Below are 23,210 nucleotides of genomic sequence, written 5' to 3' on the forward strand. Positions count from 1 at the left end.
CGTCCGTGATGCGATGGCCGTAGAGGAGCCGTACCGCCCAGACCAGCAACCGGTTGACGATCTTGTTCGGCAACGCCATGCCCGGGGGGAACCCGTGATGGAACCGGGTGCCGTAGACCACGCCGTAAGTGCCGTCCAAGATCGGGCCGACGAGCGCCGGCAGCTCTTCGGGCACGTATTCGAGGTCGGCGTCCTGGATGACGACGACCTTTCCCGTCGCCACCGTGAGCCCCTTCCGGATCGCCGCGCCTTTGCCGATCGAAGCTTCGTTGTGGAGGACGACGATTCGGTCACCGAACGCTTTGAGCTTCTCGGAAGTCGAATCGGTGCTTCCGTCTTCGATCACGATGACCTGTTTGGAGAAGGGGACGGCCAGGACCCGCTCGACCACTTCCGTGATCGTGTCCTCCTCGTTCTTGGCCGGGATCAGGACGGTGACGTCTGGCGCCTCTCCTTGGGGCATCTGCCCGCGAAGGATACCGGGCCGCGCGTAAACTCGGTACGGCATGGAGCGACCTTTCGAACTTGTGCTCTCCGGAGGGACGCTCGTTCCGGCCATGGCCGTTGGCGACGTCGGGATCAGAGACGGAAAGATCGCAGCGGTCGGTGACCTGAGCGGAGCGACGGCCGTCGAGACCGTGAACGTCCGGGGCCTCCACGTCCTGCCTGGCGTGATCGACAGCCAGGTCCACTTCCGCGAGCCTGGGCTCACCCACAAGGAAGACCTCGAATCGGGTTCCAGGGCCGCTGTCATGGGCGGCGTCACGACGTATTTCGACGAACCGAACGTCGATCCCACCACGACGACGGCCGAGGCCCTGGCCGACAAGGTCCTGCGGGCCGAGGGGCGTTCGTGGGCCCATTTCGCGTTCTGGGTCGGAGCTTCTCAGGACAACCTTGACGACCTCGCCCGTTTAGAAAGCCTCCCCGGAACCCCCGGGATCGGCGAGGTCTTCATGGGCAGCTCTACCGGGAACCTTCTCGTGCCCGATGATCCGTCCCTTCGACGTGTCCTTGAAAACGGGAAGCGCCGCGTCGCGGTCCATGCCGAAGACGAGTTCCGTCTGCGCGAGCGCAAGGCGCTGCTCAGCGCCGAGCCCCACGTCCGGGAACACCCGAACCTACGCGATGTCGAATCGTCTCGACTGGCCACTGAGCGCATTCTCCGCTTGAGCGCTGAGACAGGACGGCCCGTCCATGTCCTCCATGTGTCGACCGCGGTCGAACTCCCGATGCTCGCCCAGGCGAAGGCCGACGGCCTCGGGACGACGTGCGAGGTCACGCCTCAACACTTGACCTTCACGAGCGACGACTACGAAGCCTTCGGGACGCGTATTCAGCAGAACACGCCGATCCGGAGCGAGGAGCACAGGCGAGCGCTGTGGGACGCCGTCGTCGACGGCCTCTTCGACGTCGTCGGCAGCGACCACGCCCCGCACACGCTGGAAGAGAAGGCCAAGCCGTATCCACAGTCCCCGAGCGGGATGCCCGGTGTCCAGACCCTCCTGCCCATGTTGCTCGATTGGAGCGCACGAGAGGGGCGGATCGGATGGGCCGACATCGTGCGGCTGACGGCTTCCAATCCGGCCAAGCTTTTCGGCGTCGTCGGCAAGGGCGAGGTGCGGGAGGGCTTCGACGCCGACCTCGCCCTGGTCGACGCTGCCGCATCCTTTGTGGTCACGCCCCAATGGCTCCAAAGCAAATGTGGCTGGTCGCCGTACGAGGGGCGGACGTTGACGGGACGGGTCGTCCACACGCTCGTCGGCGGTCGGTTCGCCGTGAGGGACGGCGACTTGGCCGAGAAAGGTCTCGGCCAAGTCGTCCGTTTTACGGGCAATGGCTAGGCCAACGCGGCTTTGAGCAACTCGGCGTAGCGGTCGATCTCCGCCTTGGTCCGGACTTCGGTGACCGCGACCAAGAGGCTATGGTCCATATCCGAATAGTAACCGCCGAGCGGAAGTCCCGCCAATACGTGGTCTTTCAACAGGGCATCGCGGACGTGTTCAGCCGGCTTTGGCAGGTCGAGCACGAACTCGCCGAACACTTTGCCATGGAACCTCAGGTTGCCACCGGCTTCGGTGAGCTTCTTGATCGCGTACTGAGTGTTCTTGACCGTCGATTCGGCGACCGAACGGATCCCGTTCTTGCCGACCGCGATCATGTAGACCGTCGCGGCCAGGGCCATCAGTGCCTGGTTGGTACAAATGTTGGAAGTCGCCTTTTCGCGCCGGATGTCCTGTTCGCGGGTCCGCAGGGTCATCACATAGCCTGAGCGGCCGTCGTGGTCCGTGGTGCGGCCGACGATGCGGCCAGGGATGCTGCGTACGAACTCGCGCTTGCACGTGAAGAGGCCGAGCATCGGCCCGCCGAACCCCATCGGGATCCCGAGAGGCTGGCCTTCGCCCGTCACGATGTCCGCACCGGCTTCGCCCGGAGGGGGCAAGACTCCGAAGGCGGTCGGGTCTCCGCTGACGACGAACATCGCTCCGTGCGACGACGACTCCGCGCGGGCCTTACCGAGGTCTTCGATGATCCCGAAAAAGTTCGGTTGCTGGAGCAGTACGCAGGCCGTGTCACCGTCGAGCATGCCGTAATCGTGCGACGCGCCGTCGTTCAGCGGCAACGTCCTCACCTCGATCCCCATCGACCAGCAGTACGTGTCGAGGACTTGCCGATAGTTCGGATGCACGGCTTGGCTCACCGCCACGACCTTGCGCTTCGTCAGGCTGCAGGCCATGAGCGCGGCCTCGGCCAGGGCCGTCGCGCCGTCGTACATCGAGGCGTTCGCGACGTCCATGCCGTAGAGGTCCGCGACCATCGTCTGGAACTCGTAGATGGACTGCAGATAGCCTTGGCTCAGCTCCGGCTGGTACGGCGTGTAGGCGGTGAGGAACTCGCCGCGCGAGATGACGGCACCGACCGTCGCCGGGATGTACCGGTCATAGATGCCCGCGCCGAGGAAGCACGCGACCTCGCTGAGATCGGAGTTCTTCTCGCTCAGGACCTTCAAGTGTCGGTACAGGGCGTACTCGTCCATGCCTTCGGGCACGTCGAGAGGCCGCTTGAGTTTCAAGTCGTCCGGGATCTCCCGGAACAGTTCGTCGATCGTCGCGACGCCGATGGTCTCGAGCATCGCCTGGCGGTCGGCTTCGGTATGGGGGATGTAAGGCATGTCGTCAGCCGAGGGACGCCGTATAGGCGTCCGCGTCCATGAGGGCGTCCACCTGACCCGGGTCGCTCAGCTTGACCTTCACGAGCCATCCGCTCCCATAGGGATCGGAGTTGACCAGTTCGCTTTGCGCTCCCAGGCTCTCGTTGACCGCGGTCACTTCGCCGCTCACGGGCGAATAAACGTCGGAAACGGTCTTCACGCTTTCGACCGTGCCGAAGGTCTCTTCGGCGTTCAACGCGCGGCCCGGGGCCGGCAGATCGAGGAAGACGATGTCGCCGAGTTCGGACTGGGCGTGGTCCGTGATGCCGATCGTGGCCGTGTCGCCGTCAAGGCGGACCCATTCGTGCGACTTCGTGTACCGCAGGTCGGAGGGGACGTTCACGGCAGGCAGTTTACCGAGCCGCGCACGCGGGAAGGGACGCTTCGCCGCAAGAGGCGGTCGTCGGTTTGGGGGACAGGCCGCGGGCAGACGGCTGGAGGGTCGATTTCCTGCGAAACCGAAGTGGGCTCCCTGGCGCGAACATCGGTTACACTCCATCAGGGAATGTTCCCTGTTCTGTAGAATTTGAGGTTGCTCCTCCTCCTGTCCACCTCGGAGCGGACGAGGGCCACCATTGCGGGCTTGGTCTGTTTGCGTTGACAGCGTCCTTAAGTGAGACGAATATGCGAAAAACGCACAGCCTTCTGATCGTCGGCACGGTGTTGGCAAGCTCGCTTGCGGCAGTCCGTGCCATCAACCCGGGTACGACCACAGGGACTTGGAGCGGAGTCGGCAAGCTGGGGTTCTTCACCCCGACCACCTACACCGTGAGCGGCGTCGCGATCGGCGAACACTGGGTGCTCAGTTCCAGCCACGGGACGAGTTCCGACCATCCCAAGTACCAACTCGACGGAGGATCCACGTACAACGGAGTCTGGCTCTACAGGCACCGATGGGCCGACCTGAGCCTGATCGAGCTGGACGGCGAACAGCCTGGAGTAACGGACTACCACGACATCTATGAAGGCTCGGACGAGCTTGGCCAATTGTGTTTCCTTCAGGGTTACGGGATCCGTGGCCAGTACAACACCAACTCTTGCCGATGGGAAGACCTCGGTGGCACATATGGTGTCAACCGCGACGGTACGAACACGATCAGCTATGTACAAAGGTCTTCGATCGGCGGGGACTTCGACGGCTACACCTGCGCCGGGAAACTGATCGATACTTTGAACGACGGTGGCCCGACCTATGACGAATGTGGTGTCGCTGTCGGAGATTCGGGGGGGCCGACCTTCATCTACGACACGGACGGCTCGCCCAAAGTCGCCGGCATCCACTCTTCGGGTGGAGGCGGGACCGGCTCGTTCTTCGGCGACGCTCGGGTGAGCAAAAGCAAGCTGTGGATCGCGGGCGTCAAGTCGGGAACGTTCGCCAAAGGGGATTTCCCGATCTACTACTTCGAGCCCTGGTACGGCAACGTCATCGACGGCTGGGTCGACGAGACGACCGTGAGCGACGAGCAAAGGCTCGTCATCAAGCATGATCCGCCGGCTTATGGGACGGGCGTCCAGTTCGTCGTGAACACGTACGTCGAAACTTGGGCCGCCTTCACGTGCAAACTCGAGGCCCAAGTGCCGGAAGTAGCGTCCGGATCCGACGTCAAACAGAAGATCGAGATCTACAACTGGAGCACGTCCGCATGGGAACAGAAGGATCTCCGGACGGCGACGAGCACCGACTCGACCGTGACCGTTTCGATCTCCACGAACGTCGCGAACTACCTGAGTTCCGGGACAGCCAAGTTCCGGTTCACTTGGTACGAGGAGGATTCGGCTTCTGAGCAACTCTGGCACGCCAAGATCGACCGGATCGTCTGTCGCTAAGACATAAGGCGTAAAGCTCTACAGACCGTCGGCCCCAACGGTTGTCCATGGGGCCGACTCGTTTGCGTGATGCACGCTCTTGTCCCCGCTCAGCGGCCTATGGTCGTCACTCGGCCGATCTCGACGAGCCCGGTCGCCCGGCCCGTCGCCGTTTCCACGAACCGCGTGGCACCGACGTACGTGCCTTTGAGCAAACCGTCGAAGGCGGCGGAACCGCCCGGCCCGGTGAACGCGACGAAACCCAAGCTCTTGTAGGCCTTGGGTTGGGGGCGGTTGTTCGCGTTCCGGAGCCTCTGGGCGAGCAACTCGGTCAGCACCCCCGGCCGGTTGGCCGCATCCGCCGTAAAGACAAGTCCTCCTTCCTCCCCCACGCCGAGTCCGACCCCGACGCCGTCACCGACGAACACCCCGGTCGGAGGGTCGGAGGGCGCGTCGAACCCGCCGTGTACCTGCAGGTACTTGGCCGCGAGTCCGACGAAGAGGTTGACCGATCTCGGCACACGCAGCAACCCGGTGTGGGGGTTCCGTTCGGCGTGCCGGAGGGCATAGGCGTTCCAAGCTTCGACCTGGGCCAGGCTGAGCCCTTGCCAAAGGAAGTTGGCCCGGCGCAGGGCGTCGACCGAACCCCGCTGGGCGTCCGATATCTGTCCGTGCCGACTTGGAAGGTCGCGGATGACGACCCCGCAGTCGGTGTTGGCGTAGACCACGTTGCCCACCCGTCCCGACATCGAACCCAACCCGCCGCTTGTCTTCAAGATTGCCATGTGTCACTTCCTGCGGCTGCCCGCCGAACTACCCGAACCACCCGAACCTCCGAACTCCCGAACTAGCCGAACTTCCGGACTTCCGAACCGGCCTAACTGCGCCTTACAGGACATGCCTGGTCCACCGTCCGCACTTCTATGAATCATCGGACGTCCGGGGCCCGGACTCCAGGCGAAGCCAGGCCGAGATCCGGTCGTTTTCGGTCGTTGACCGGACATTGACCGGACGTTGATCGGTCTTCGAGCGGTCTAGCAAGGGTGTGCGACCGAGTTACAGATCTGGCGCTCATCGGCTCTTGACATGAGTGCTAGTCCCAAATCCCCCGCCTCCTTCCAGGTCCGCGGGGGCCGATGCTAACCTTCAGCGTGCTTTTTTGGCCTGTCGCCGCGCTTTCGCTCCAAGATCCACCGAAGGGCGTCGCGGGGCATGCGATGGTCTACAGCGCCCGCCTCAAAGCCGTCGTCCGGGTCGGGGGCGAGGAGTTCGGCGTCACCCCGCTCATGAAGTGGACGGGGCACGACTGGGACACGGTCGAAGGGAGCGACCTGCCCGCGCGCTCCTTGGCCGCGGCGGCCTGTGACACGGAGGGCAACCTCCTCGTCCATGGCGGCGCGAACGGCTCGAAGGAGGCCGACGGGAGCAGCCGCTTCCACGTGACGGGCGGGACTTGGTGGTGGAACGGAGAAGGGTGGCGCAAGGTCGCGAGCGACGGGCCTGCGTTCCGCGACCACCATGCCGTCGCCTATGACGCGGCCCGGAAGGTCTTCGTCCTCTACGGCGGCAGCGACGCCGATCCCACCGGGCGCACGACCCTGTTCGGCGACACGTGGGAATGGGCCGACGATCATTGGACGAAAGCGGCCGACGCCGGGCCCGCCCCCCGGGCGCACTGTGCCATGGTCTACGACCCCCTGCGCAAGCTCACACTGATGGTCGGCGCCGGGCCGGACTCCGCGACCTGGGGCTGGAACGGTAAGTCCTGGCGTCGGCTTGCGGAGGGTGCTCCTGCCGACCGCACGTCCGTCCGCATGTGCTGGGACACCAAGGCGAAGCGCGTCCTGCTGTTCGGCGGCTCGAAGGACTGGACGTTTGCTTCGGACACCTGGGCGTGGGACGGGAAGGCGTGGAAAGTCGTGGCCAAGGAGGGGCCCCCGGGGCGCATGGTGCACGGCTTTGCGTTCGATGAAGCCCGGGGAGTCGCCGTCCTCTTCGGCGGCGCGACGCGGACGGACGTCCTCGGCGATACCTGGGAGTTCGACGGCAAACGCTGGAAGCAGACCGGCGGCTAGGGTGCCAAAGTGCCGACTACCATCAGCCTCTTAGGCCTGCTATCTGCTATCTGCTGTCTGCCGGCTGCCAACTGACAACTGCCAACTGCCAACTTCAGACCATCGACCTCCCCGCCCCCTAACTACCCTCCGCCCTCCGACTACGCCCGGTAACCTCGGGTCAGCATGAGTTTCCGCATCGAGAAGGACTCGCTTGGCGACGTGCAGGTGCCCGAGGGCGCCTACTGGGGCAGCCAGGCCGAGCGGACCCGCAACCTCTTCCGCATCTCCGGGCTCACCGAGCATCCGAAGATGATCGACGCCTTCGTGATGCTGAAGAAGGCGTGCGCCGAAGCCAATACCGAGCTCGACCTGATCAGCACCGAGCAGGGCAGCGCGATCGTCCAGGCGGCGAACGAAGTGTTGGAAGGCAAGCTCCGGGACCAGTTTCCGGTCGACGTGTTCCACATGGGCGCGGGCACGAGTTTCAACATGAACGTGAACGAGGTCTTGGCCAACCGGGCCGAAGAGATCCTCGGCGGCAACCTCGGTCGGTACGAGAAGGTCAACCCCAACGACCACGTCAACTACGGACAATCGACGAACGACACGTTCCCGACGGCCATGAGGGTCATGGCCCGTCTCATGCTCGCCGACCTCCTTCCCGCCGTCGACAAACTGGCCGAGGCGTTCGAAGCGAAGGGCAAGGAGTTCGACCACGTCCTGAAGAGCGGCCGGACGCACTTGCAGGACGCCGTTCCGATCCGCTTGGGCCAGGAGTTCACGGCGTACGCGGTCGCCGTCCGGAGGGCCAAGAAGTGGCTGGAAGACGCGGCCCGCGGGCTGGAAGAGCTGGGGATCGGCGGCAGTGCCGCAGGAACCGGGCTCAACACGCATCCCCGCTACCGTTTCATCGTCGTCAAGCGGTTGCAGGAGTACACCGGCATTCCGTTCCGGGCGACCGACGACATGCGCGAGGCGATGCAGTCGCAGTTCTGCATGGGCGCCCTCGCCGCCGGCCTGAGGCTTTTCTGCAACGAACTGACCCGCATCACCAACGACCTGCGAATCCTCTGCTCCGGGCCGCTCACGGGTCTGGCCGAGATCGTTCTGCCGCCAGTCCAACCCGGTTCGAGCATCATGCCCGGCAAGGTCAATCCGAGCATGGCCGAGAACATGAACATCGTCCTGTTCCAGGTTCTCGGACAGTGCCAGTCGATCGACGAGTGCGTCCGCGCCGGACAGCTCGAACTCAACGTGATGATGCCGGGCATGGCGTTCTCCGCGCAGTTCGGGATCCAGATCCTGACGAACGCGCTCCACACGTACGTCGACAACTGCATCGTCGGGATCACCGCCAACGAAGACGTGTGCCGGCATTACGCTGAGACGTCGCCCTCGTTGGCGACGGCCCTGAACGTGTTCATCGGGTACAAGGCCGCGGCGGACGTGGTCAAGACCGCGCTCAAGGAAAAGAAGCCGATCCCACAGGTCGTCCGGGAAAAGGGACTGCTCGACGAAGAGACGTTGGCTAAAGCCCTTGATCCGGCCTTGCTGACCGAACCTGGCATCCCCGGACGATAGGTGCCGAAACTTGTGTTAGACTGAACCATGTCCGCGCGGTTGACGGCTCTCTGCGTGTGTTCTGCACTGTTGTTCCCTGCAAACGCCGATGTCACTAACGGTAACTTCGAGATACCTGGCCTTGGCTCAGGTAACTGGTCGTTCAACACTCCGGACGTTCCAGGTTGGACGCTGAACGGAAGTTCTGGATTAGCCAACGGCAATACGGTCTGGGGAAACGGCGGACATTCGAGCGAACAGTTCGCCCTCCTGCAAAGTACTTGGACACCTGGATCTGTGACCCAAACGCTCCATGGCCTGACCCCAGGGAACAAGTACAGACTCCGGTTTTGGCTCAGGCAAAGACCGGGTGAGATCGGAACTCCGATACTAGTCACTAAGGACGGGTCCTTGGACGTCTTTACCGCTTTGAGGCCGTTCAGTAGGAACTGGATCGAATTTGCTACGGACTGGTTTTTTGCTGGAGCATCCGATCAGACGTTTACTTGGTCGGTTAACGATGACCGAAGCTTCCTGACGACCGAACTGGACGATATCGTCTTGGAGAGTTGGCCGCCACCTCCACCAGTAGAATCGGTGCCAAACCCTGGATTCGAGCTTCCAGTGATGGCCGAAGGCGAATGGAAGCTGCAACCCACTTCTTTGAGCCTCTCGTGGCAGTTTTCCGCTAGTTCTGGCCTTGCGAACGGTTTGACGCAATGGGGTAATGGAGCTGGGGAAGGAACCCAATATTCGTTCTTGCAGAAGTCCGGGAAAATTGCTCAGCTCATCGGCCCTCTGGATACTGGCAAAACCTATGCGTTGCGTTGCTTGATGATGCGTTCGACCATCGGAACGAACGGGATTCCGGTCGAATTCCGGTTTAATGGAGTAAAGATCATACCGTCACGACTCGTGAACACAGATCATTGGACTGACGTCAGGTCTGACCCGTTCTTTGGGCCGGACTACCCCTACCTAGAAATCGTCGCAGCCTCGAGCGGAGGTTCAGGAGCCGAACTGGTCGATGGATTGCAAATCATAGAAGCCATCGGTTCGCTCGCCGAGTCCTACTCGATCCAGAGAGGTATTCATAAGAGGGGGACTCTGGAGTCTCTAGTCTCTAGTGACGATGACAGGTTTGAGGTTCAAAATGGTTTCGTCGCCTTTCAAGGTGAGGCTCCTGTTCAATTCATACTGAAAGGCACTTCATTCGTTCTAACGCCTAAGTACCTTTCGTTAGCTATTGAAGGTTCTGCGCCTGGAATCGGATTGCAGACTGATGTTAGCCTTTATGATTACGTTGCAGGTACATGGGTCACGATCAAGCAGCTAATGTTAAGCGATATTGATCAGGTGTTCACGATTACGCCCAGTGGGCCTGTCGACCAATTCGTGAATTCTCTTACAGGGGAGATCAAAGTGCGTTTTGCTTCGAAGGCGAACCAGGTCGCGCCTCTGAACATGTGGCGGGCGCGATTCGACCGATTCAAATGGTTCCTGGGAAATTGACAAACCGTCATGCACACATAAGGACCGATTACGTCGCACCGCATCTCCAGTTGAGCGACCTAGATCCCGACCCCGCGGCCCAATGGAAGACCTGGCTGGACGGGGCGTTCGCGGCGGGCGTCACCGAACCCCATGCGGCTTGCCTCTCGACAGTCGGTCCGAACGGCCGACCCAGCGGCCGCATGGTATTGATTCGACTTCTAGATCCTGGCTTGCTGACCTTCTTCACTAACTACGAAAGCCGTAAAGCCCTCGAACTCTCGACCGCGCCGTGGGCCGCCTTGACCTTCTATTGGCCCGCCCTGCACCGTCAGGTCCGCGTCGAGGGCAGCGTAGAACGAGCCTCGGCAAAGGACTCCGACGCCTATTTTGCGGGAAGGCCGTATCAAAACCGACTGGCATCGGCTGCCAGCCCGCAAAGTCGCGTCATTAGTGATCCCGGCGAAGTCGAAGAGACGATCGTCCGCCTCAAATCTGAGTTTCCAGACCATGTGCCGAGACCGGCCAACTGGGGCGGCTTCGTTTTGACGCCTGACAGGTTCGAATTCTGGCAAGGGCAACCTGCGAGACTCCACGACAGGTTTCATTACCGACTGACCGGTGGCCAGTGGGTCATAGAGCGCCTTGCTCCGTGATGCAGCAGCTTCTTTGACGCGTCTGAAACGTATGAGCATCGTCGCCGCGCTTCTGGTCACATCCCTGTTGGGCTGTCAAAGCTTATCGAAGGAGCAGCAAATGGACGCTTCGACACAAAAAATCGTCGAGTGGATGAAGAAGACGACGGGTTCGAGCCAGAACCCGACGCCCTCTGTCGTGATGACCGAGGGGTTGAAAGCTCTGATGCCGGGCGTCTCGGTGCAAGCGGTCCACTATCGCGAGTTCCCGGTGCAAGCCGTTCCGAAGAGCCCGATGGCCGTCCGGAGCGTCTTCCTCGTCGACAAATCCGGAAAGGTCGCTCTCTTCACGAAGAGGGAAGACTTCGCCAAAGCCTTCGTCGCCCGTGTCGCACCGGTCGGGTCGGAGGGGCAGGCCCGCGACTTGGCCCTCGGTTACGCCCGTGCTTCGGCCGAATTCAGCCAGGACGGGTTCTTCAAGTTCACGGTCCAGCCCGAAAACGTCATCGTCAAATCGGCGTCAGGCTCCTTGACCGTCACCGCCAAGGTTCCCGTCGTTGAAAAGGGTGGCGACACGGGCTCACTGGTCTCGACGCTGACGTTCGCCGTCGCCCAAGGAGGCAAGGCGAAACTGACCGCCGTCCGGGAGTCGGACACGATCAAGCCTGGTGTCCGCCCTATCTGTCAGTGCACCCTGTTGCTCGACAAGAACCCGATCGTCCGCAAAATGGCCGAACGCGATTTGCTGGTGATGGGCAAGGACGCCTGGCCGTACGTCGAGGAACAAATGGCTCTCGCCTCGCCCGAACTGAGAAGGGAGATCGAGCGCGTTTGGAGACGGATCCTGAACGGCGAGCGCTGAGCTATCGGCGCGGATGGGCGGCCGTGTACTTGCGGCGGACTTCTTCGGTGTCGAGCTGCGTGTAGACCTGGGTCGTGCTGACGCTCGCGTGCCCGAGTAGTTCTTGTACGGTGCGGAGGTCGGCCCCGCCTTTGAGAAGTTGAACGGCGTAGGTGTGCCGCAGGACGTGAGGCCCGACGTGTCGCTCGATCCCGGCCGCCTTCGCGTGCTTCTCCAGAATCCTGTAGGCCATCGAGCGGCTCAGGGCCCGGCCGTGCCCGTCGACGAAGACCTCCCCGACCGGGCGTTTGACCAAGTGCGGGCGCCCTTCGACCAGATACCGCTCGATCCAGGGCAAAGTCAGGGCGGGAAGAGGGATCCATCGGGTCTTGCCCCGCTTTCCCGTGACCCGGAGCGCGGCCGTGTCCAGACTGAGTTCTTCGAACCGCAGGCCGCAAGCCTCGCTCACCCGCAATCCGGCTCCGAACACCGTTTCCATCAGCGCACGGTCGCGCAACCCCTGGGGCGTTTTGAGATCGGGGGCGTCCAAGAGCCGCTCGAGGAGTTCCAGAGGCAGCGCCTTGGGAAGGCGCTTCGGCAAGCGCGTCCCGCTGACCGACGGCAGCTCGCATTCGGGTCCCTGGTGTCGGTGCTTGAGGAATTTGAGAAGCGAGCGAAGGCTCGAGACCCTCCTTCGGAGCGTCGTCACTTTGAGCGGCGGTCCGAGCGACGAACGGTAACGGGCCAGGACCGCCGGGTCGACTTCGCTCCAGTCCGAGAGGCCAAGACCGCGGAAGAACGACGCGGCCGACTCCAGGTCGTTCCGGTAGGCCGTCACCGTGTGGGGACTGGCGTCACGCTGGCCCCGGAGGTGGTCGAGGAACCACTCGGCGGCGTCGGCGAACCCGTCTTGCGCTTCCATACCCATATCGTAGGACGGACGTACATCATGTCGTGCACCTCGGCCCACGCCGCAGGCAGGTACGGCTCCTTCAGATCGAGGTCGTATTCGGCCTGCAACTTCTGGACGAAGGCCTTGTAGTCGGCGACCTGTGCCGTGAAGGGGCCCGGATCCCGTCCGGACGCCGCGACCCGGTCAAGCCCCTCGGTCTCGAAGCTGGAGAACACGACGTAACCGGGCTTGAGGTCGAGCAGTCGGACGTCCCAGTTCTTGCGCTGGGAGTGGTCTTCGGGCAAGTATTGGACGAGGCCGGGCCCAAACTCCTCGATCATGGTCTGGCGCCGACTGTCGAACGGCACGGCGCGCGGCAGTCCGACCTGCCTGTAGAAGGGCGGCGTATAGAACCAAGGGTCGCTGACGAGGCCGATCGTCCTGTCGTCACCAGCCTTGAATCTCTCGATGAACGTATCGACGACGACGTCGCGTGGATCTTTACCGACCATCGCCATCGTGGCCTGCGCCGTCGTGAGCAGCCCACCGCCGGGTATCCCGCCAAGTCCGATCACCCCCAAGGCACCGAGACCGACCCACCTTCGGTTCGGATGGACGTGCGCCCGTCCGACGATCCAGCCCGCACCGACGGCGAGAACAGGGACCAGAGGCAGCGCATAGCGCAGGAACTTGACTTCCGCACGCGCGATCAAAACAAAGTAAGCGACGAAGAAGACGGCGAGCGCCACGGCCCACACGTGCCTTTTGACGGCCGCCCGGCCCAGACCGGCCAAGCCCAGGCCCGTAAGGATGAGCCCGAACCCTATGAAGAGGTTCGTGAGGTGATACAGGAAGCCTGGGGCTGTTCCGGCGAAAACGAGTCCATGGCCTTCCGATGTGTGCGCCATTTCGTATAGGAAATCCCTCATGAACTTAGCGTTATCAATGAGAATTCCCGGCGTCGTGACGACGAACGCGACCAAGCAGACCCCGGCCCCGGCCACAAGGTCGCGCCACTTACGCTCCATCCCGCAGACAACGGCGAGCGGCAAGAGCCCCAGCAACCCCGTGTACTTCGTCCCTGCGCTCAAGCCAAAGAACAGGCCCGCCAAAACGGCAGCACGGACCTTGTCCGCACCTTGGATGCGCAAGCACCAGAGAAGTCCGAGGGTCAGGAAGAAGACGGCAGGGACGTCGACGGTCTGGAACCGGGAGTGGACGACCAGTCCCGGCGCTACCGCCGTCGCAAGGCCGCCGAACACGGCACCGACCCAATGTGTGCGGCTCCATAGGATCAAGAACACGACCCAGGCTATGCCGGCCCCGGCCAGGCAACCCAGAACCCTCCCTGCCAGGTGGTACTTACCGAGCGCACGGACCTGAGCTTCAGGGTCTTTCGGATCCGGTGCTCCGCCATAGACGTTCACAAAGTCCGTCGAAACGCTCAATAACGTAAGGTAAAGGGTTCCATAGTTGTAAAAACCAGGAGCGAACTTGCCTTCAGCAGGCTTGACCTGCCGGCTATAAGACCAGATGACCGGCTCGTCCGGGTGGTAGCTCCAGTCATGGCGGTCGTCGGGCAGTCCCCAACCGACGCCGGCCGACCGGATCAAAAAAGCGACGAGGAAGAGGGCCAGTCCGATGACGGCCGGATGGGTGAACCTCTTCATCGCCGCGAGTATAGCGGTTGGACGGGCGCGCCGGTCGGTGGCGCCTCGAAGGGCCGCCGGTACACTCCCGGCCCATGCTCGACAACTTGACCCGGCGCCTTGCCGGTGTCTTCGCCGGACTGCGGAAGAAGGGCCGGCTCAACGAGGACGACGTCACGGCGATGCTCCGTGAGGTCCGGGTCGCGTTGCTCGAGGCCGACGTCAATTTCGCAGTGGCCAAGGACTTCGTCGCCAAGGTCAAGGACAAGGCCATCGGTGAAGAGGTCTTCGGTAGCTTGACCGCTGACCAGACGCTCCTTAAGATCGTCCGAGACGAGCTGGTGGACCTGCTCGGGGGCCACGACGTGCCGTTCCAGTGGAGCCCGTCGCCTCCGACCGTCGTCCTGATGGCGGGATTGCAGGGCTCGGGCAAGACGACGACGTGCGCGAAGCTCGCGAAGTGGCTCTTGAAGCAAGGCAAGAAGCCTCTGCTCGTGGCTTGCGACCTTCAACGTCCGGCTGCGGTCAAACAACTCGAGGTCTTGGGCGAGCAGGTCGGAGTCCCGGTCTTCGGTCCGAACGGCGTCAGCGAGGGCCCGACCTCGGCTGCTGTGGGCGGGTCGACCGATCCCGTGGCCGTCGCCAAACGGGCCATGGACTATGCCCGGCACTACTTCCTGGACGTGGTCATCGTCGACACGGCCGGCCGGCTGAGCATCGACGAACCGTTGATGGCCGAGTTGAAGTCGGTTTCGGCGGCCGTGCGGCCTTCGGAGACGTTCCTCGTCCTTGATGCGACGGCGGGCCAAGAAGCCGTGAACGTCGCCCAAGCGTTCCACGAGAGGCTGACCCTGACCGGCGCCGTCTTCACCAAGCTCGACGGAGACGCCCGCGGTGGGGCCGTCCTCAGCGTCAAGTCCGCAACGGAGGTGCCGGTCCGGTTCATCGGCGTCGGCGAGCAGGTCGAAGCCCTGGACGTGTTCCATCCGGACCGCATGGCCGAGCGGATCATCGGGATGGGCGACGTCATGGGGATCATCGCCAAGGCCGAGGAGGCGTTCCAAGGGGAAGACCCGACGGAGATGCTGGACCTCCAGACGAAGATGCGGACGGGGAGGATGGACTTCAACGACCTGCTCCAGCAGTTCCGGATGCTCCGGAAGATGGGCCCGATCAAGAACGTCATGAAACTGATGCCGGGAATGGCGACGGCGCTTCCTGAGGGGGCGCTGGACCAGATCGACGAGAAGCAGATGGACCGGGTCCAGGCCATCGTCCTCAGCATGACGCCACACGAGCGTTCGAATCCGGATATACTGAACGGCTCCCGTAGGCGGCGCATCGCCCGAGGCTCGGGGACCAGTCAGGAAGAAGTCAACCGACTGATCGAACAGCTTCACCAGATGCGCAAAGGAATGAAGCAGCTCTCCCACATGGAGAAGCGGATGAAGCGGTTCCGCCGACGGTAAGGCCTGGTACGCCGACCGGGCCGCACGCCGTGGGGCGGACAGGCGAAGAGAACAAGACACATGGTGAAGATTCGACTTCGAAGGATGGGGCAGAAGCACCGCCCGTTCTATAGGATCGTGGTGGCCAAGAGCACGGCCGGTCGCGGTGGCAGCTTTATCGAGATCCTTGGAACGTACAACCCCGTCTCCAAGCCGTCCACGGTCACATTGAACGGCGAGCGCTCGCTCGAGTGGCTCATGAACGGGGCCCAGCCGACGGAGACCGTCGCTTACATCCTGCGCAAGGAGGGCGTGCTCGACAAATTTTTTGAAGCGCGACCGAACGCCAAGGGCGACTACAAGTTCCTCGACAAGCGCACGGCGATGATGAGCAAGGAGTCGGTCGTCAAGGACGCTCCGAAGACCGAAGCCGCCGCGCCTGCTCCGGAAGCCCCTGCCGCGACGGAAGCCCCGGCTGCGGTCGAAGAGGCCGCCCCGGTCGAAGCAGCCGCAGAGGCGCCGGCACCTGAGGCCGCTGCCGAAGTTCCTGCCGAAGTTCCTGCCGAGGCTCCGGCCGAGGAAGCCTGATGGACCTCAAGCGGTTCGTGGAAGAGCTCGTCCGGATGACCGTGTTCGAGCCGGACGTCGTCAAGGTGGACGAGCGCAACGACCGAGGCACGAAGCTGTTCTCGGTCACGGTCGCCCCGAACGACGTCGGACGGGTGATCGGAAAGGACGGCCGCGTCATTTCCTGCATCCGCCAGCTCGTTTCGGCGGTCGGGGCCAAAGCCCATCAGCGGACGGCGGTCAAGATCCTCGCGGACTGACCCTATGGCACCCTCCGGGTCCTTCCGGCCGGTCGGCAAGGTCGTCGGGACCCACGGCCTCAAAGGCGGTCTGAAAGTCCGTCCCTTGACCGACTTCGTCGAACGGTTCGACCCCGGTTCCGTCGTCTACCTCCTTGGTCAAGCCCGGAAGATCCGAGCCTGCGGTTGGCACAAAGGTCAGGCCCGTATCGAGCTCGAAGGGATTTCCGACGTGACCACCGCCGAAGCGGTCCGTGGTGAATCCCTTTCGGTCCCCATCGAAGACCTTCCTGAATTGGACGATGGCGAATACCTCGCGTCCGACCTCATCGGGATGGCCGTCGAAACACCGGACGGACGGAAGATCGGCACCTTGGACGAAGTCGTGGCGTCGCCCGCCCACGACCTTTTCCGCATCGGTGACGTCTTGATTCCGGCGATCAAAGAGTTCGTTCTGGACATCGACGTGAAGGAACGGAAAATCGTCGTCGACCCTGTCGAGGGCATGCTTCCCGGAGAAGAGGCGGTCGAAGTCCGGTGAGTCAGTTCATTGACTCTGCGATCGTCCGGTTGACTTCGGGCAAGGGAGGAAACGGGGCGGCCAGCTTCCACCGGGAGAAGCACGTCCCCCGAGGTGGGCCGAACGGTGCGGACGGCGGACGCGGCGGCGACATCGTGTTCGTGGCCGACCGCGGCGCCCGGACCCTCTATGATTTCAAACTCCGCGACCATTACGAGGCCCCCAACGGGACCGACGCCCACGGTAACAAGAGCGGCAAGGACGGGAACGACCTCACCATCCGCGTCCCTGTCGGCACCGTCGTCTTCGAAGAAGACGGCGAGACGATGGTCGACCTCGACACCGACGGCGCCTCGTTCGTCGTCGCCAAGGGCGGTCGTGGTGGACGGGGGAACCTGCACTTCACGAACAGCGTCCGGCAGGCTCCGACCATCGCCGAGAACGGTGAGCCTGCCGAGACGGTCGCCGTCCGGCTCGAACTGAAGCTTCTGGCCGACGTCGGGTTGATCGGACTTCCGAACGCTGGGAAGTCGACCATCGTCAGCGCATGCACGGCGTCCAAAGCGAAGATCGGAGCGTATCCGTTCACCACGATCGTCCCGAACCTCGGAGTCGTCAGCATCGGCGACGTCACGTTTGTCATGGCCGACATGCCCGGCCTGATCGAAGGGGCCAGTGAAGGTGTCGGACTCGGCGTACAGTTCCTCAAACACGTCGAACGGACGCGCGTGCTCGTCCACGTCGTGGACGCCTTCCCGTTGGACGGGACGGATCCGGTCGAGAACTACAAGACCGTCGAGTCCGAGCTCGCGAAGTATTCCGAAGATTTGGCCTCGGCGCCCCGTCTGATCGCGTTGAACAAATCGGACTTAGGGCCGCCGGGTTCGACGGATCCGCTCGCAGAGTCGCTGACCGGGTCCGGGCATCCGGTCTTCGTCGTCTCCGCCGCGACGGGCCAAGGGCTTCAGCCCTTGCTGTACGCCGCGGCCGAGGCTCTGGCCCGGGAGGACGCCAAGCCGAAGACGACGGTCGTCCGGCCCAAAGCCGTCGACCGGCTAGACGATGCATGGGAGATCGTGTCCGAAGGCGGGACGTTTATCGTCAAGGGCAAGCGGATCGAGCGCGCCGTGGAGATGACGCGGCTCTCGAACTCCGAGTCCCTCCGCCATTTGCACCGCAGGCTTCATCGCATGGGGGTCATCGACAAGCTCCGAGAGGCCGGTGCCGAAGACGGCGACAACGTCAGGGTCGGCGGTTTCGAGTTCACGTTTATGGAGGGCCGGTGAAATACGGCGTCTTCGGAGGCACGTTCGACCCGCCACACCTCGGACATCTCGAAGCGGCCAAGGCCGTGCGGGCCGCCTTAGGCCTGGACGAGGTCGTGATCGTTCCCGCCAACCGGAACCCCCTCAAGACGCGCAGGGCCACCTCCGCGACTCACCGGCTCAAAATGTGCTCGCTCCTCGTGGCGGGAGAGGAAGGTCTGACCGTCTCCGACATCGAGATCACCAGGGGCGGGCCGAGCTACATGGTCGACACGATCGAAGAGTTGAAGATGGTTCGGCCAGGGGACTACTGGCTGATCCTGGGCGCGGACGCCCTGCACACGTTGCCGGAATGGCGGGAGCCTCGCAAGCTCGCCGGCCTGTGCCGGATCGCGGCCGTGGCCCGTGAGGACGTCGCGTTGGACACGACGATCGCCGGGCTCGGGCCCGATTTTCAGTACTCGGTCGACAAGGTTCCCATGACAGAAGTCCCCGTTTCATCGTCTAAGATCAGAGAGGAGTTCGCACGCGGACTCGTCGCGACCAAGTGGCTGTCACAGGCCGTTCGGGAGTACATCGAAAACATTGGCCTCTACAGAGAGTAAGAAGAACGCCCCTGCCGCCGAAAAGGCGGAGCTCGTCCGTGAGTTCGCGGACGACATCAAGGCGGAACGTATCGACGTGATCGACGTCCGTTCGAAAACGCCCGTCACCGACTTTCTCGTCGTCTGTTCCGGCAACAGCGACACCCATGTCGGCGCCATCGCGGACAAAGTCGCCGATCGTCTGCGCGACCTCGGCATCAAGCCGATGAGGACGAACGCCGGCCCCAACAGCGGTGGATGGATCTATTACGATTTCGGGGACGTCGTGTTCCACGTCATGCTTGAGGAGAAGAGGCAGTTCTACGACCTGGAGACCCTATGGAAGACGACGCCGCCCGACCCGACCCTACTGGACTAAGTCCGGAGGGAGGGCCCGAAAACGCGGACGCTGAGCCGGAACCGTTGCCGGATCCGCCGACTCCGGCCGAAGCGGAAGAGGCAGAAAACCTGGTCCGACAGGCGAACTTGGCTAAGATCCGAGGCGACAAGGACGGGTTCCAAAGGCTTTTGGAGCAGGCAGCCTCCGTGGCCCCGGGATCGAGCACCGTCCAAGAAGCGTTGGGCGACGCCTACTCCGAGCGCCGGCAAGTGCGCAAGGCCAAGGAGGCGTACCACGCCGCCGTCCGGCTCGACCCCTCGAACGCTTCCGCTGAGCGCAAGTACGGAGAAGCCGTCCTCGCGATCCAGATCGCCCTCGACCCGGCCTTCGCTTTGGCCCCGGACGACGGCTCGTTCGCCAGTGGGAAGGCCTCGGCCATCCTGTCGTTCCTGATCCCGGGGCTCGGTCAATTGGCGAGCGGATCGACCGTGTTCGGCGGTGTCCTTCTCGGAATCTGGGCGTTAGCGCTCGCCTGGGCCGTGTCGGTTCCGAACGGATTGAGCAAGATCCCTTTCCTCTTCCGCGGAGGCACGGTGGACTTCAACGGTGCGGTCATGGTCCCGTTGTTCCTCATGGCGGCAGCATGGATCGTGGGCATCGCCGAAGCGAGCGCCAAAGCGAAGAGGGTCCAACCCAAGAAGTTCGAGCGGCCCGTGCCTCCCGTCGACAAGAAGTTCGAACTCTGACGGCATCGTCCACAATCGTTCCGTGAACACTTGGTCGTCCGACGGTTTTCTGTACGGTCTCTGGGCCAACACGAAGTGGCTCGAAGCGCTCCCGCTGTTCCAGGACCGGCCCCGGGCCGAACGCGTCTTGGGCCACGTCCTCTTCGCGGAGACGGTCTGGCTCGATAGGATCGAGGGCCGCGACTTGACCTATCCTGGCCCCGACCATGTTCCCGTGCCCTCGCTGGACTTGTTCCAGGAGTCGTGCGACCGTTGGCTCGCATGGTTGCCGACGGCGGACTTGGACAGCCGCATGACGTTCGCGCGTTTCGACGGCACTCGGTATTCCACCGTCCTGAGCGACGTCGTCCGCCATGTCGTCAACCACGGGACGTACCATAGGGGCCATCTCCGTGGTATCGCCGAAACGGAGGGCTGGGACGACTTTGAGGACACCGACTGGGTCGCCTGGGCCCGTGCGATCGGGCGTTCCGAACAGGTCTAAGCCTTCAGGACGGGCAACAGTTCTTCACCGAAGAGTTTGCCGTTGAAGTGGACGTCCAACCGATAGTCGCCTGGTCGTTCCAGCCTTACGGGCGGGACGTGGAACTGCATGAAGAGGCGGATGCGGCCGCCGCCTACGTCCCGTGGGATCTCGCCGCTTGCAGAAAAGTCCAGGAGCGGTTTGGCGTCGGCGTCGATCAGCTTGATCGTCACGTCCATCGGTTCTCCTGCTTCCGAAGGGTCGAATTCGAACTGAAGGCAAAGGAACATCGGAGGATGGTCCACCGGGAACGACGGGGCCACGATGTTATCGAACAGTCCGATCATCGAGTGGCGGCCGTTCTGTTGCTGCGTCGCGTATTCGCAGAGTTTGCAGAGAAGGAGTTTCATCGGGCCGTGTCGATCGTCTTCACGTAGACCGCTTCGAGGCGTTCGACCATTTGAGCCACCGTGAACTTCTCTTGGATGACCATCCTCGCGTTCCTGCCCAAAGTCTGACACCATTCAGGTCGGGACAGCAGGAGCTCCATGGCTGAGGAGAACGCCTCGGGCGTCTGCTCGACCAGGAGACCGGTCTCTTCGTGGACGACCAGTTCGGTCAAAGCACCGACGTTCGAAGCGACGACGGGCCGGCCCCTCGCCATACATTCGATGACGGCCAGGCCGAACGACTCCATGACGCTAGGAAGGACCGAAAACGCCATCGCGTCGAACAACCGTGGGACGTCCTCGCGGTTGCCCGTGAACGTGACGTGGTCGCGGACTCCGAGTTGGCCCGCCTCGGCGATCAGCTTCTCGTGGAAACCCCCGTCCGTCCGGCCGACGAACAAGAGTTGGGTGTCCGGTTGTGTCTTCAGGACGTTGGGCAGCGCTTGGAGGGCGATGTGGTGGCCTTTCTCCGGTGCCACCCTGCCTACGAGCCCCACGAGGCGCCGCTCGTGTGGAATGCCGAACTCTCCGTGGACTTCATGGGCCTCCTCGACTTCGACGTCGGCGAAGTCGGTGCCGTTGTAGACGACGTCGATCGCATCGGCGCGGGCTCCACGGCCCTTGAGCACGCCATGGATGTAGTTGCTGACCGCTACGAGCCTGTTCCGGCCCCGGCCGATCCACTTGTAGATCGGTTCCCGCGTCTCGACGTGGACCGTGCTGACGAGCGGGATCCGGTACAGACCGGCCGCGACGAAACTGGTGTACGTCGCCCGGCTCAGATGCGCGTGGACGAGGTCGAATCGGCCCTCCTTGACGATCTTTAGGATCTTGGCCTGTCCGGTCAAGCCGCCCTTCTCCTTAAAATCCAGCGGATGGCACGGGATGCCGGATTGGCGCAACGCGTCGAGCATCCATGGGATCGGAGGGCACGCCACTTCGACCGAATGGCCATGGGCGGCCAAGCGCCTGGCAAGCACGAGCGTATGGTGCTCGGCCCCGGACGTGGCCGAACTCGACACGACTTGAAGAATGCGCAACGACCGTCCGTTCACGACTGTCTGATCCGGTCGGAATCAGGACAAGAGTGTACCAGTGACCCCCGGACGGCATCGTCATACTCAGTCTTATGGAGCGTCGAGGACTGGAGCGCGTGCCCGCCCTCCGCGCCATGCGGCACCGCGACTTCCGGTGGCTCTGGCTGGGCGCGTTCTTCTCGTTCACCGGCTCTCAGATCCAGAACGTCGCCCAGCAAGACCTGATCATCAAGTCGACGGGCAGTCCGTTCATGCTCTCGATGGTCTCGTTCTCCATCATGCTTCCGGTGTCCCTTTTCGGCCCGTTCCTCGGAGTCGTCGCCGACATGTACGACAAGCGCAAGGTCCTGATCGCCTGCATGCTCGTGAGCGCGATCGGCCCCATCGTTCTTGGGACCACGATGTCGGTCAAGTCCCACGCGTATTGGATGTTCTTGCTCGTCGGGTTCGTGGCCGGGTTCGTCCAATGTGTCGAGGTGCCGACCCGGCAATCCGTGGTCAGGGCGGTCGTGGACGAATCCGATCTGGCCGCGGCGATCCCGGCACAAGCTTCGACGTTCAACCTGGCCAAAATCCTGGGGCCCGCCGTGGCGGGCCCGCTTGTCCTTCGGTTCGGCCCGGCGTCTTGCTTCTGGCTTAACGGGATCAGCTTTTTCGCTTTGGCTTTCGCCGCGTTCGTGATCAAGGCCGACTTGAGGCCCGTGGAGCGAAGGGTCGAGCCCGTCCGCGACCTCGTCGCCGAAGGCTTCTTGTACACGTTGCGCAGTCCGGACCTGCGGACGCTCTTCCTGATGGAGTCGGCCACGTCGGTCTTCGGTGCTTTCTATCTGGCCCAGATGTCGGCCATCGTCTACCAGCAGTTAAAGTCGAACGAAGCGGGTCTGGCCACGGCGTTCGCGATCGGTGGGGTGGGAGCCCTCCTAGGGCTGTTCACGACAGCGTCGTTGAGCGCGAAGCCGTTCAAGCCGACGCTGATCCGAGTGTCCATGTCGGTCATGGCCGTTTCCACGTTCTTGTTAGGCCTCACGCGCTCGACCCTGCCTGCGTTCGCCCTCTTGCTCGTCATGGGCGTCTGCATGATCATGCAGTTCAACACGACGAATACGCTGTTCCAGTTGATCGCACCGCCCGCGCTTCGTGGCCGGGTGATCTCGATGCATATGTGGGCGATTTCGGGCGTCGCCCCCCTCGGTGTCTTGCTGTTCGGCCAAGTCTCTGAAGTCTGGGGGACGCACGTGTCCCTGATGACCGGGGGCGCCTGCCTGGTCGCCGTAGCAGCGTGGGGCTGGCGGGCGTCACGGAACATCAAAGAACCGGTGTTCGGAGCCGCGTGACAGATTCGAACTGACGACCTACCGCTTACAAGGCGGTTGCTCTACCACTGAGCTAACGCGGCGGACATGGAACTCT

24 protein-coding genes and 1 tRNA gene are annotated in these 23,210 nt (G+C 63.0%); 17 read left to right on the forward strand and 8 right to left on the reverse strand.

All coding sequences use genetic code 11. The annotated features are described in order from the left end of the window. Positions 1-506 precede the first annotated feature (506 nt). Complete coding sequence (locus tag JST30_08610; protein MBS1714383.1) at positions 507-1,844, forward strand: dihydroorotase; 1,338 nt, start codon at positions 507-509, stop codon at positions 1,842-1,844. Here the strand turns inward: JST30_08610 and gcvPA are convergent. Together gcvPA and gcvH are read right to left on the reverse strand one after the other, a co-directional pair. Next, positions 1,841-3,172 carry an aminomethyl-transferring glycine dehydrogenase subunit GcvPA gene (gene gcvPA, locus JST30_08615; protein ID MBS1714384.1) on the reverse strand — a complete coding sequence of 444 codons (1,332 nt, stop codon included), beginning with the start codon at positions 3,170-3,172 and terminating at the stop codon, positions 1,841-1,843. The genes JST30_08610 and gcvPA overlap by 4 nt on opposite strands. A gap of 4 nt (positions 3,173-3,176) precedes the next feature. Then, the gene (gcvH, locus tag JST30_08620) at positions 3,177-3,554 is read right to left on the reverse strand and encodes a glycine cleavage system protein GcvH (GenBank protein ID MBS1714385.1); all 378 of its coding nucleotides are present in this window, start codon (positions 3,552-3,554) and stop codon (positions 3,177-3,179) included. 281 nt (positions 3,555-3,835) lie between these two features. Between gcvH and JST30_08625 the strand changes: the two genes are divergently transcribed. After that, complete coding sequence (locus JST30_08625; GenBank protein MBS1714386.1) at positions 3,836-5,038, forward strand: hypothetical protein; 1,203 nt, start codon at positions 3,836-3,838, stop codon at positions 5,036-5,038. Positions 5,039-5,127: 89 nt separating this feature from the next. On the opposite strand, the gene JST30_08630 is transcribed toward JST30_08625, so the two are convergent. After that, complete coding sequence (locus JST30_08630) at positions 5,128-5,802, reverse strand: hypothetical protein (GenBank protein ID MBS1714387.1); 675 nt, start codon at positions 5,800-5,802, stop codon at positions 5,128-5,130. Between the two features lie 366 nt (positions 5,803-6,168). Here JST30_08630 and JST30_08635 point away from each other — a divergent pair, with 366 nt between their 5' ends. The 5 genes from JST30_08635 (at position 6,169) to JST30_08655 (ending at position 11,622) form a co-directional block, all read left to right on the forward strand. Then, on the forward strand, positions 6,169-7,092 hold the full coding sequence (locus JST30_08635) for a hypothetical protein (protein ID MBS1714388.1): 924 nt from the start codon (positions 6,169-6,171) through the stop codon (positions 7,090-7,092). Positions 7,093-7,257: 165 nt separating this feature from the next. Next, a complete protein-coding gene (locus JST30_08640) occupies positions 7,258-8,655 on the forward strand; it encodes an aspartate ammonia-lyase (protein ID MBS1714389.1) in 1,398 nt (465 codons plus the stop codon). Between the two features lie 27 nt (positions 8,656-8,682). After that, complete coding sequence (locus tag JST30_08645; protein MBS1714390.1) at positions 8,683-10,146, forward strand: hypothetical protein; 1,464 nt, start codon at positions 8,683-8,685, stop codon at positions 10,144-10,146. Beyond that, entirely contained in the window at positions 10,128-10,781 is a 654-nt protein-coding gene (gene pdxH / locus JST30_08650; protein MBS1714391.1) for a pyridoxamine 5'-phosphate oxidase, read from the forward strand. The genes JST30_08645 and pdxH overlap by 19 nt, the downstream gene beginning before the upstream one ends. 31 nt (positions 10,782-10,812) lie before the next feature. After that, positions 10,813-11,622, forward strand: a complete 810-nt coding sequence (locus JST30_08655; GenBank protein MBS1714392.1) for a hypothetical protein — start codon at positions 10,813-10,815, stop codon at positions 11,620-11,622. Between the two features lies 1 nt (position 11,623). Here JST30_08655 and JST30_08660 read toward each other — a convergent pair whose 3' ends face one another. Together JST30_08660 and JST30_08665 are read right to left on the reverse strand one after the other, a co-directional pair. Further along, entirely contained in the window at positions 11,624-12,523 is a 900-nt protein-coding gene (locus JST30_08660) for a tyrosine-type recombinase/integrase (protein ID MBS1714393.1), read from the reverse strand. Next, positions 12,436-14,163 carry a glycosyltransferase family 39 protein gene (locus JST30_08665; protein MBS1714394.1) on the reverse strand — a complete coding sequence of 576 codons (1,728 nt, stop codon included), beginning with the start codon at positions 14,161-14,163 and terminating at the stop codon, positions 12,436-12,438. Before JST30_08665 ends, JST30_08660 begins: the two co-directional genes overlap by 88 nt. Positions 14,164-14,237: 74 nt before the next feature. On the opposite strand from JST30_08665, the gene ffh reads away from it, so the two are divergent. The 9 genes from ffh to JST30_08710 are packed head-to-tail and all read left to right on the forward strand — an operon-like array spanning position 14,238 to position 20,335. After that, positions 14,238-15,611: a signal recognition particle protein gene (ffh, locus tag JST30_08670; GenBank protein ID MBS1714395.1), complete on the forward strand. Its 1,374-nt coding sequence runs from the start codon at positions 14,238-14,240 to the stop codon at positions 15,609-15,611. Positions 15,612-15,671: 60 nt separating this feature from the next. After that, complete coding sequence (rpsP, locus tag JST30_08675) at positions 15,672-16,178, forward strand: 30S ribosomal protein S16 (protein MBS1714396.1); 507 nt, start codon at positions 15,672-15,674, stop codon at positions 16,176-16,178. Further along, the gene (locus tag JST30_08680) at positions 16,178-16,417 is read left to right on the forward strand and encodes a KH domain-containing protein (GenBank protein MBS1714397.1); all 240 of its coding nucleotides are present in this window, start codon (positions 16,178-16,180) and stop codon (positions 16,415-16,417) included. The genes rpsP and JST30_08680 overlap by 1 nt, the downstream gene beginning before the upstream one ends. A 4-nt stretch (positions 16,418-16,421) precedes the next feature. Continuing rightward, positions 16,422-16,937 (forward strand): 16S rRNA processing protein RimM, encoded by a 516-nt coding sequence (rimM, locus tag JST30_08685; GenBank protein MBS1714398.1) that lies wholly within the window; start codon positions 16,422-16,424, stop codon positions 16,935-16,937. A gap of 8 nt (positions 16,938-16,945) precedes the next feature. Next, positions 16,946-18,202 (forward strand): GTPase ObgE, encoded by a 1,257-nt coding sequence (gene obgE, locus JST30_08690; protein ID MBS1714399.1) that lies wholly within the window; start codon positions 16,946-16,948, stop codon positions 18,200-18,202. Next, positions 18,199-18,786: a nicotinate (nicotinamide) nucleotide adenylyltransferase gene (gene nadD / locus JST30_08695; protein MBS1714400.1), complete on the forward strand. Its 588-nt coding sequence runs from the start codon at positions 18,199-18,201 to the stop codon at positions 18,784-18,786. The genes obgE and nadD overlap by 4 nt, the downstream gene beginning before the upstream one ends. Continuing rightward, a complete protein-coding gene (gene rsfS, locus JST30_08700) occupies positions 18,767-19,144 on the forward strand; it encodes a ribosome silencing factor (GenBank protein MBS1714401.1) in 378 nt (125 codons plus the stop codon). Before nadD ends, rsfS begins: the two co-directional genes overlap by 20 nt. Then, positions 19,105-19,851: a hypothetical protein gene (locus JST30_08705; protein MBS1714402.1), complete on the forward strand. Its 747-nt coding sequence runs from the start codon at positions 19,105-19,107 to the stop codon at positions 19,849-19,851. The genes rsfS and JST30_08705 overlap by 40 nt, the downstream gene beginning before the upstream one ends. Before the next feature lie 22 nt (positions 19,852-19,873). Then, a complete protein-coding gene (locus JST30_08710; GenBank protein MBS1714403.1) occupies positions 19,874-20,335 on the forward strand; it encodes a DinB family protein in 462 nt (153 codons plus the stop codon). Here the strand turns inward: JST30_08710 and JST30_08715 are convergent. Together JST30_08715 and JST30_08720 are read right to left on the reverse strand one after the other, a co-directional pair. After that, the gene (locus JST30_08715) at positions 20,332-20,724 is read right to left on the reverse strand and encodes a hypothetical protein (GenBank protein MBS1714404.1); all 393 of its coding nucleotides are present in this window, start codon (positions 20,722-20,724) and stop codon (positions 20,332-20,334) included. The two genes, JST30_08710 and JST30_08715, sit on opposite strands and share 4 nt — an antisense overlap. Beyond that, positions 20,721-21,818 carry a glycosyltransferase family 4 protein gene (locus JST30_08720; GenBank protein MBS1714405.1) on the reverse strand — a complete coding sequence of 366 codons (1,098 nt, stop codon included), beginning with the start codon at positions 21,816-21,818 and terminating at the stop codon, positions 20,721-20,723. The genes JST30_08715 and JST30_08720 overlap by 4 nt, the downstream gene beginning before the upstream one ends. Before the next feature lie 74 nt (positions 21,819-21,892). On the opposite strand from JST30_08720, the gene JST30_08725 reads away from it, so the two are divergent. After that, the gene (locus JST30_08725) at positions 21,893-23,134 is read left to right on the forward strand and encodes an MFS transporter (protein ID MBS1714406.1); all 1,242 of its coding nucleotides are present in this window, start codon (positions 21,893-21,895) and stop codon (positions 23,132-23,134) included. Here the strand turns inward: JST30_08725 and JST30_08730 are convergent. Continuing rightward, positions 23,125-23,196 (reverse strand) — tRNA-Thr (locus JST30_08730). The two genes, JST30_08725 and JST30_08730, sit on opposite strands and share 10 nt — an antisense overlap. Between the last annotated feature and the right edge of the window lie 14 nt (positions 23,197-23,210).

The sequence above is a fragment of the Armatimonadota bacterium genome (assembly GCA_018268395.1).
Taxonomy (GTDB): domain Bacteria; phylum Armatimonadota; class Fimbriimonadia; order Fimbriimonadales; family Fimbriimonadaceae; genus JAEURO01.

Coding starts and splice junctions, on each gene's coding strand:
- JST30_08660 (MBS1714393.1), bottom strand. CDS start 12,523: ATGGAAGCGCAAGACGGGTTCGCCGACGCCGCCGAGTGGTTCCTCGAC.
- rimM (MBS1714398.1), top strand. CDS start 16,422: ATGGCACCCTCCGGGTCCTTCCGGCCGGTCGGCAAGGTCGTCGGGACC.
- JST30_08705 (MBS1714402.1), top strand. CDS start 19,105: ATGGAAGACGACGCCGCCCGACCCGACCCTACTGGACTAAGTCCGGAG.
- pdxH (MBS1714391.1), top strand. CDS start 10,128: ATGGTTCCTGGGAAATTGACAAACCGTCATGCACACATAAGGACCGAT.
- JST30_08625 (MBS1714386.1), top strand. CDS start 3,836: ATGCGAAAAACGCACAGCCTTCTGATCGTCGGCACGGTGTTGGCAAGC.
- JST30_08645 (MBS1714390.1), top strand. CDS start 8,683: ATGTCCGCGCGGTTGACGGCTCTCTGCGTGTGTTCTGCACTGTTGTTC.
- JST30_08725 (MBS1714406.1), top strand. CDS start 21,893: ATGGAGCGTCGAGGACTGGAGCGCGTGCCCGCCCTCCGCGCCATGCGG.
- JST30_08610 (MBS1714383.1), top strand. CDS start 507: ATGGAGCGACCTTTCGAACTTGTGCTCTCCGGAGGGACGCTCGTTCCG.
- gcvPA (MBS1714384.1), bottom strand. CDS start 3,172: ATGCCTTACATCCCCCATACCGAAGCCGACCGCCAGGCGATGCTCGAG.
- JST30_08630 (MBS1714387.1), bottom strand. CDS start 5,802: ATGGCAATCTTGAAGACAAGCGGCGGGTTGGGTTCGATGTCGGGACGG.
- JST30_08680 (MBS1714397.1), top strand. CDS start 16,178: ATGGACCTCAAGCGGTTCGTGGAAGAGCTCGTCCGGATGACCGTGTTC.
- rpsP (MBS1714396.1), top strand. CDS start 15,672: ATGGTGAAGATTCGACTTCGAAGGATGGGGCAGAAGCACCGCCCGTTC.
- JST30_08655 (MBS1714392.1), top strand. CDS start 10,813: ATGAGCATCGTCGCCGCGCTTCTGGTCACATCCCTGTTGGGCTGTCAA.
- ffh (MBS1714395.1), top strand. CDS start 14,238: ATGCTCGACAACTTGACCCGGCGCCTTGCCGGTGTCTTCGCCGGACTG.
- JST30_08640 (MBS1714389.1), top strand. CDS start 7,258: ATGAGTTTCCGCATCGAGAAGGACTCGCTTGGCGACGTGCAGGTGCCC.
- JST30_08715 (MBS1714404.1), bottom strand. CDS start 20,724: ATGAAACTCCTTCTCTGCAAACTCTGCGAATACGCGACGCAGCAACAG.
- JST30_08665 (MBS1714394.1), bottom strand. CDS start 14,163: ATGAAGAGGTTCACCCATCCGGCCGTCATCGGACTGGCCCTCTTCCTC.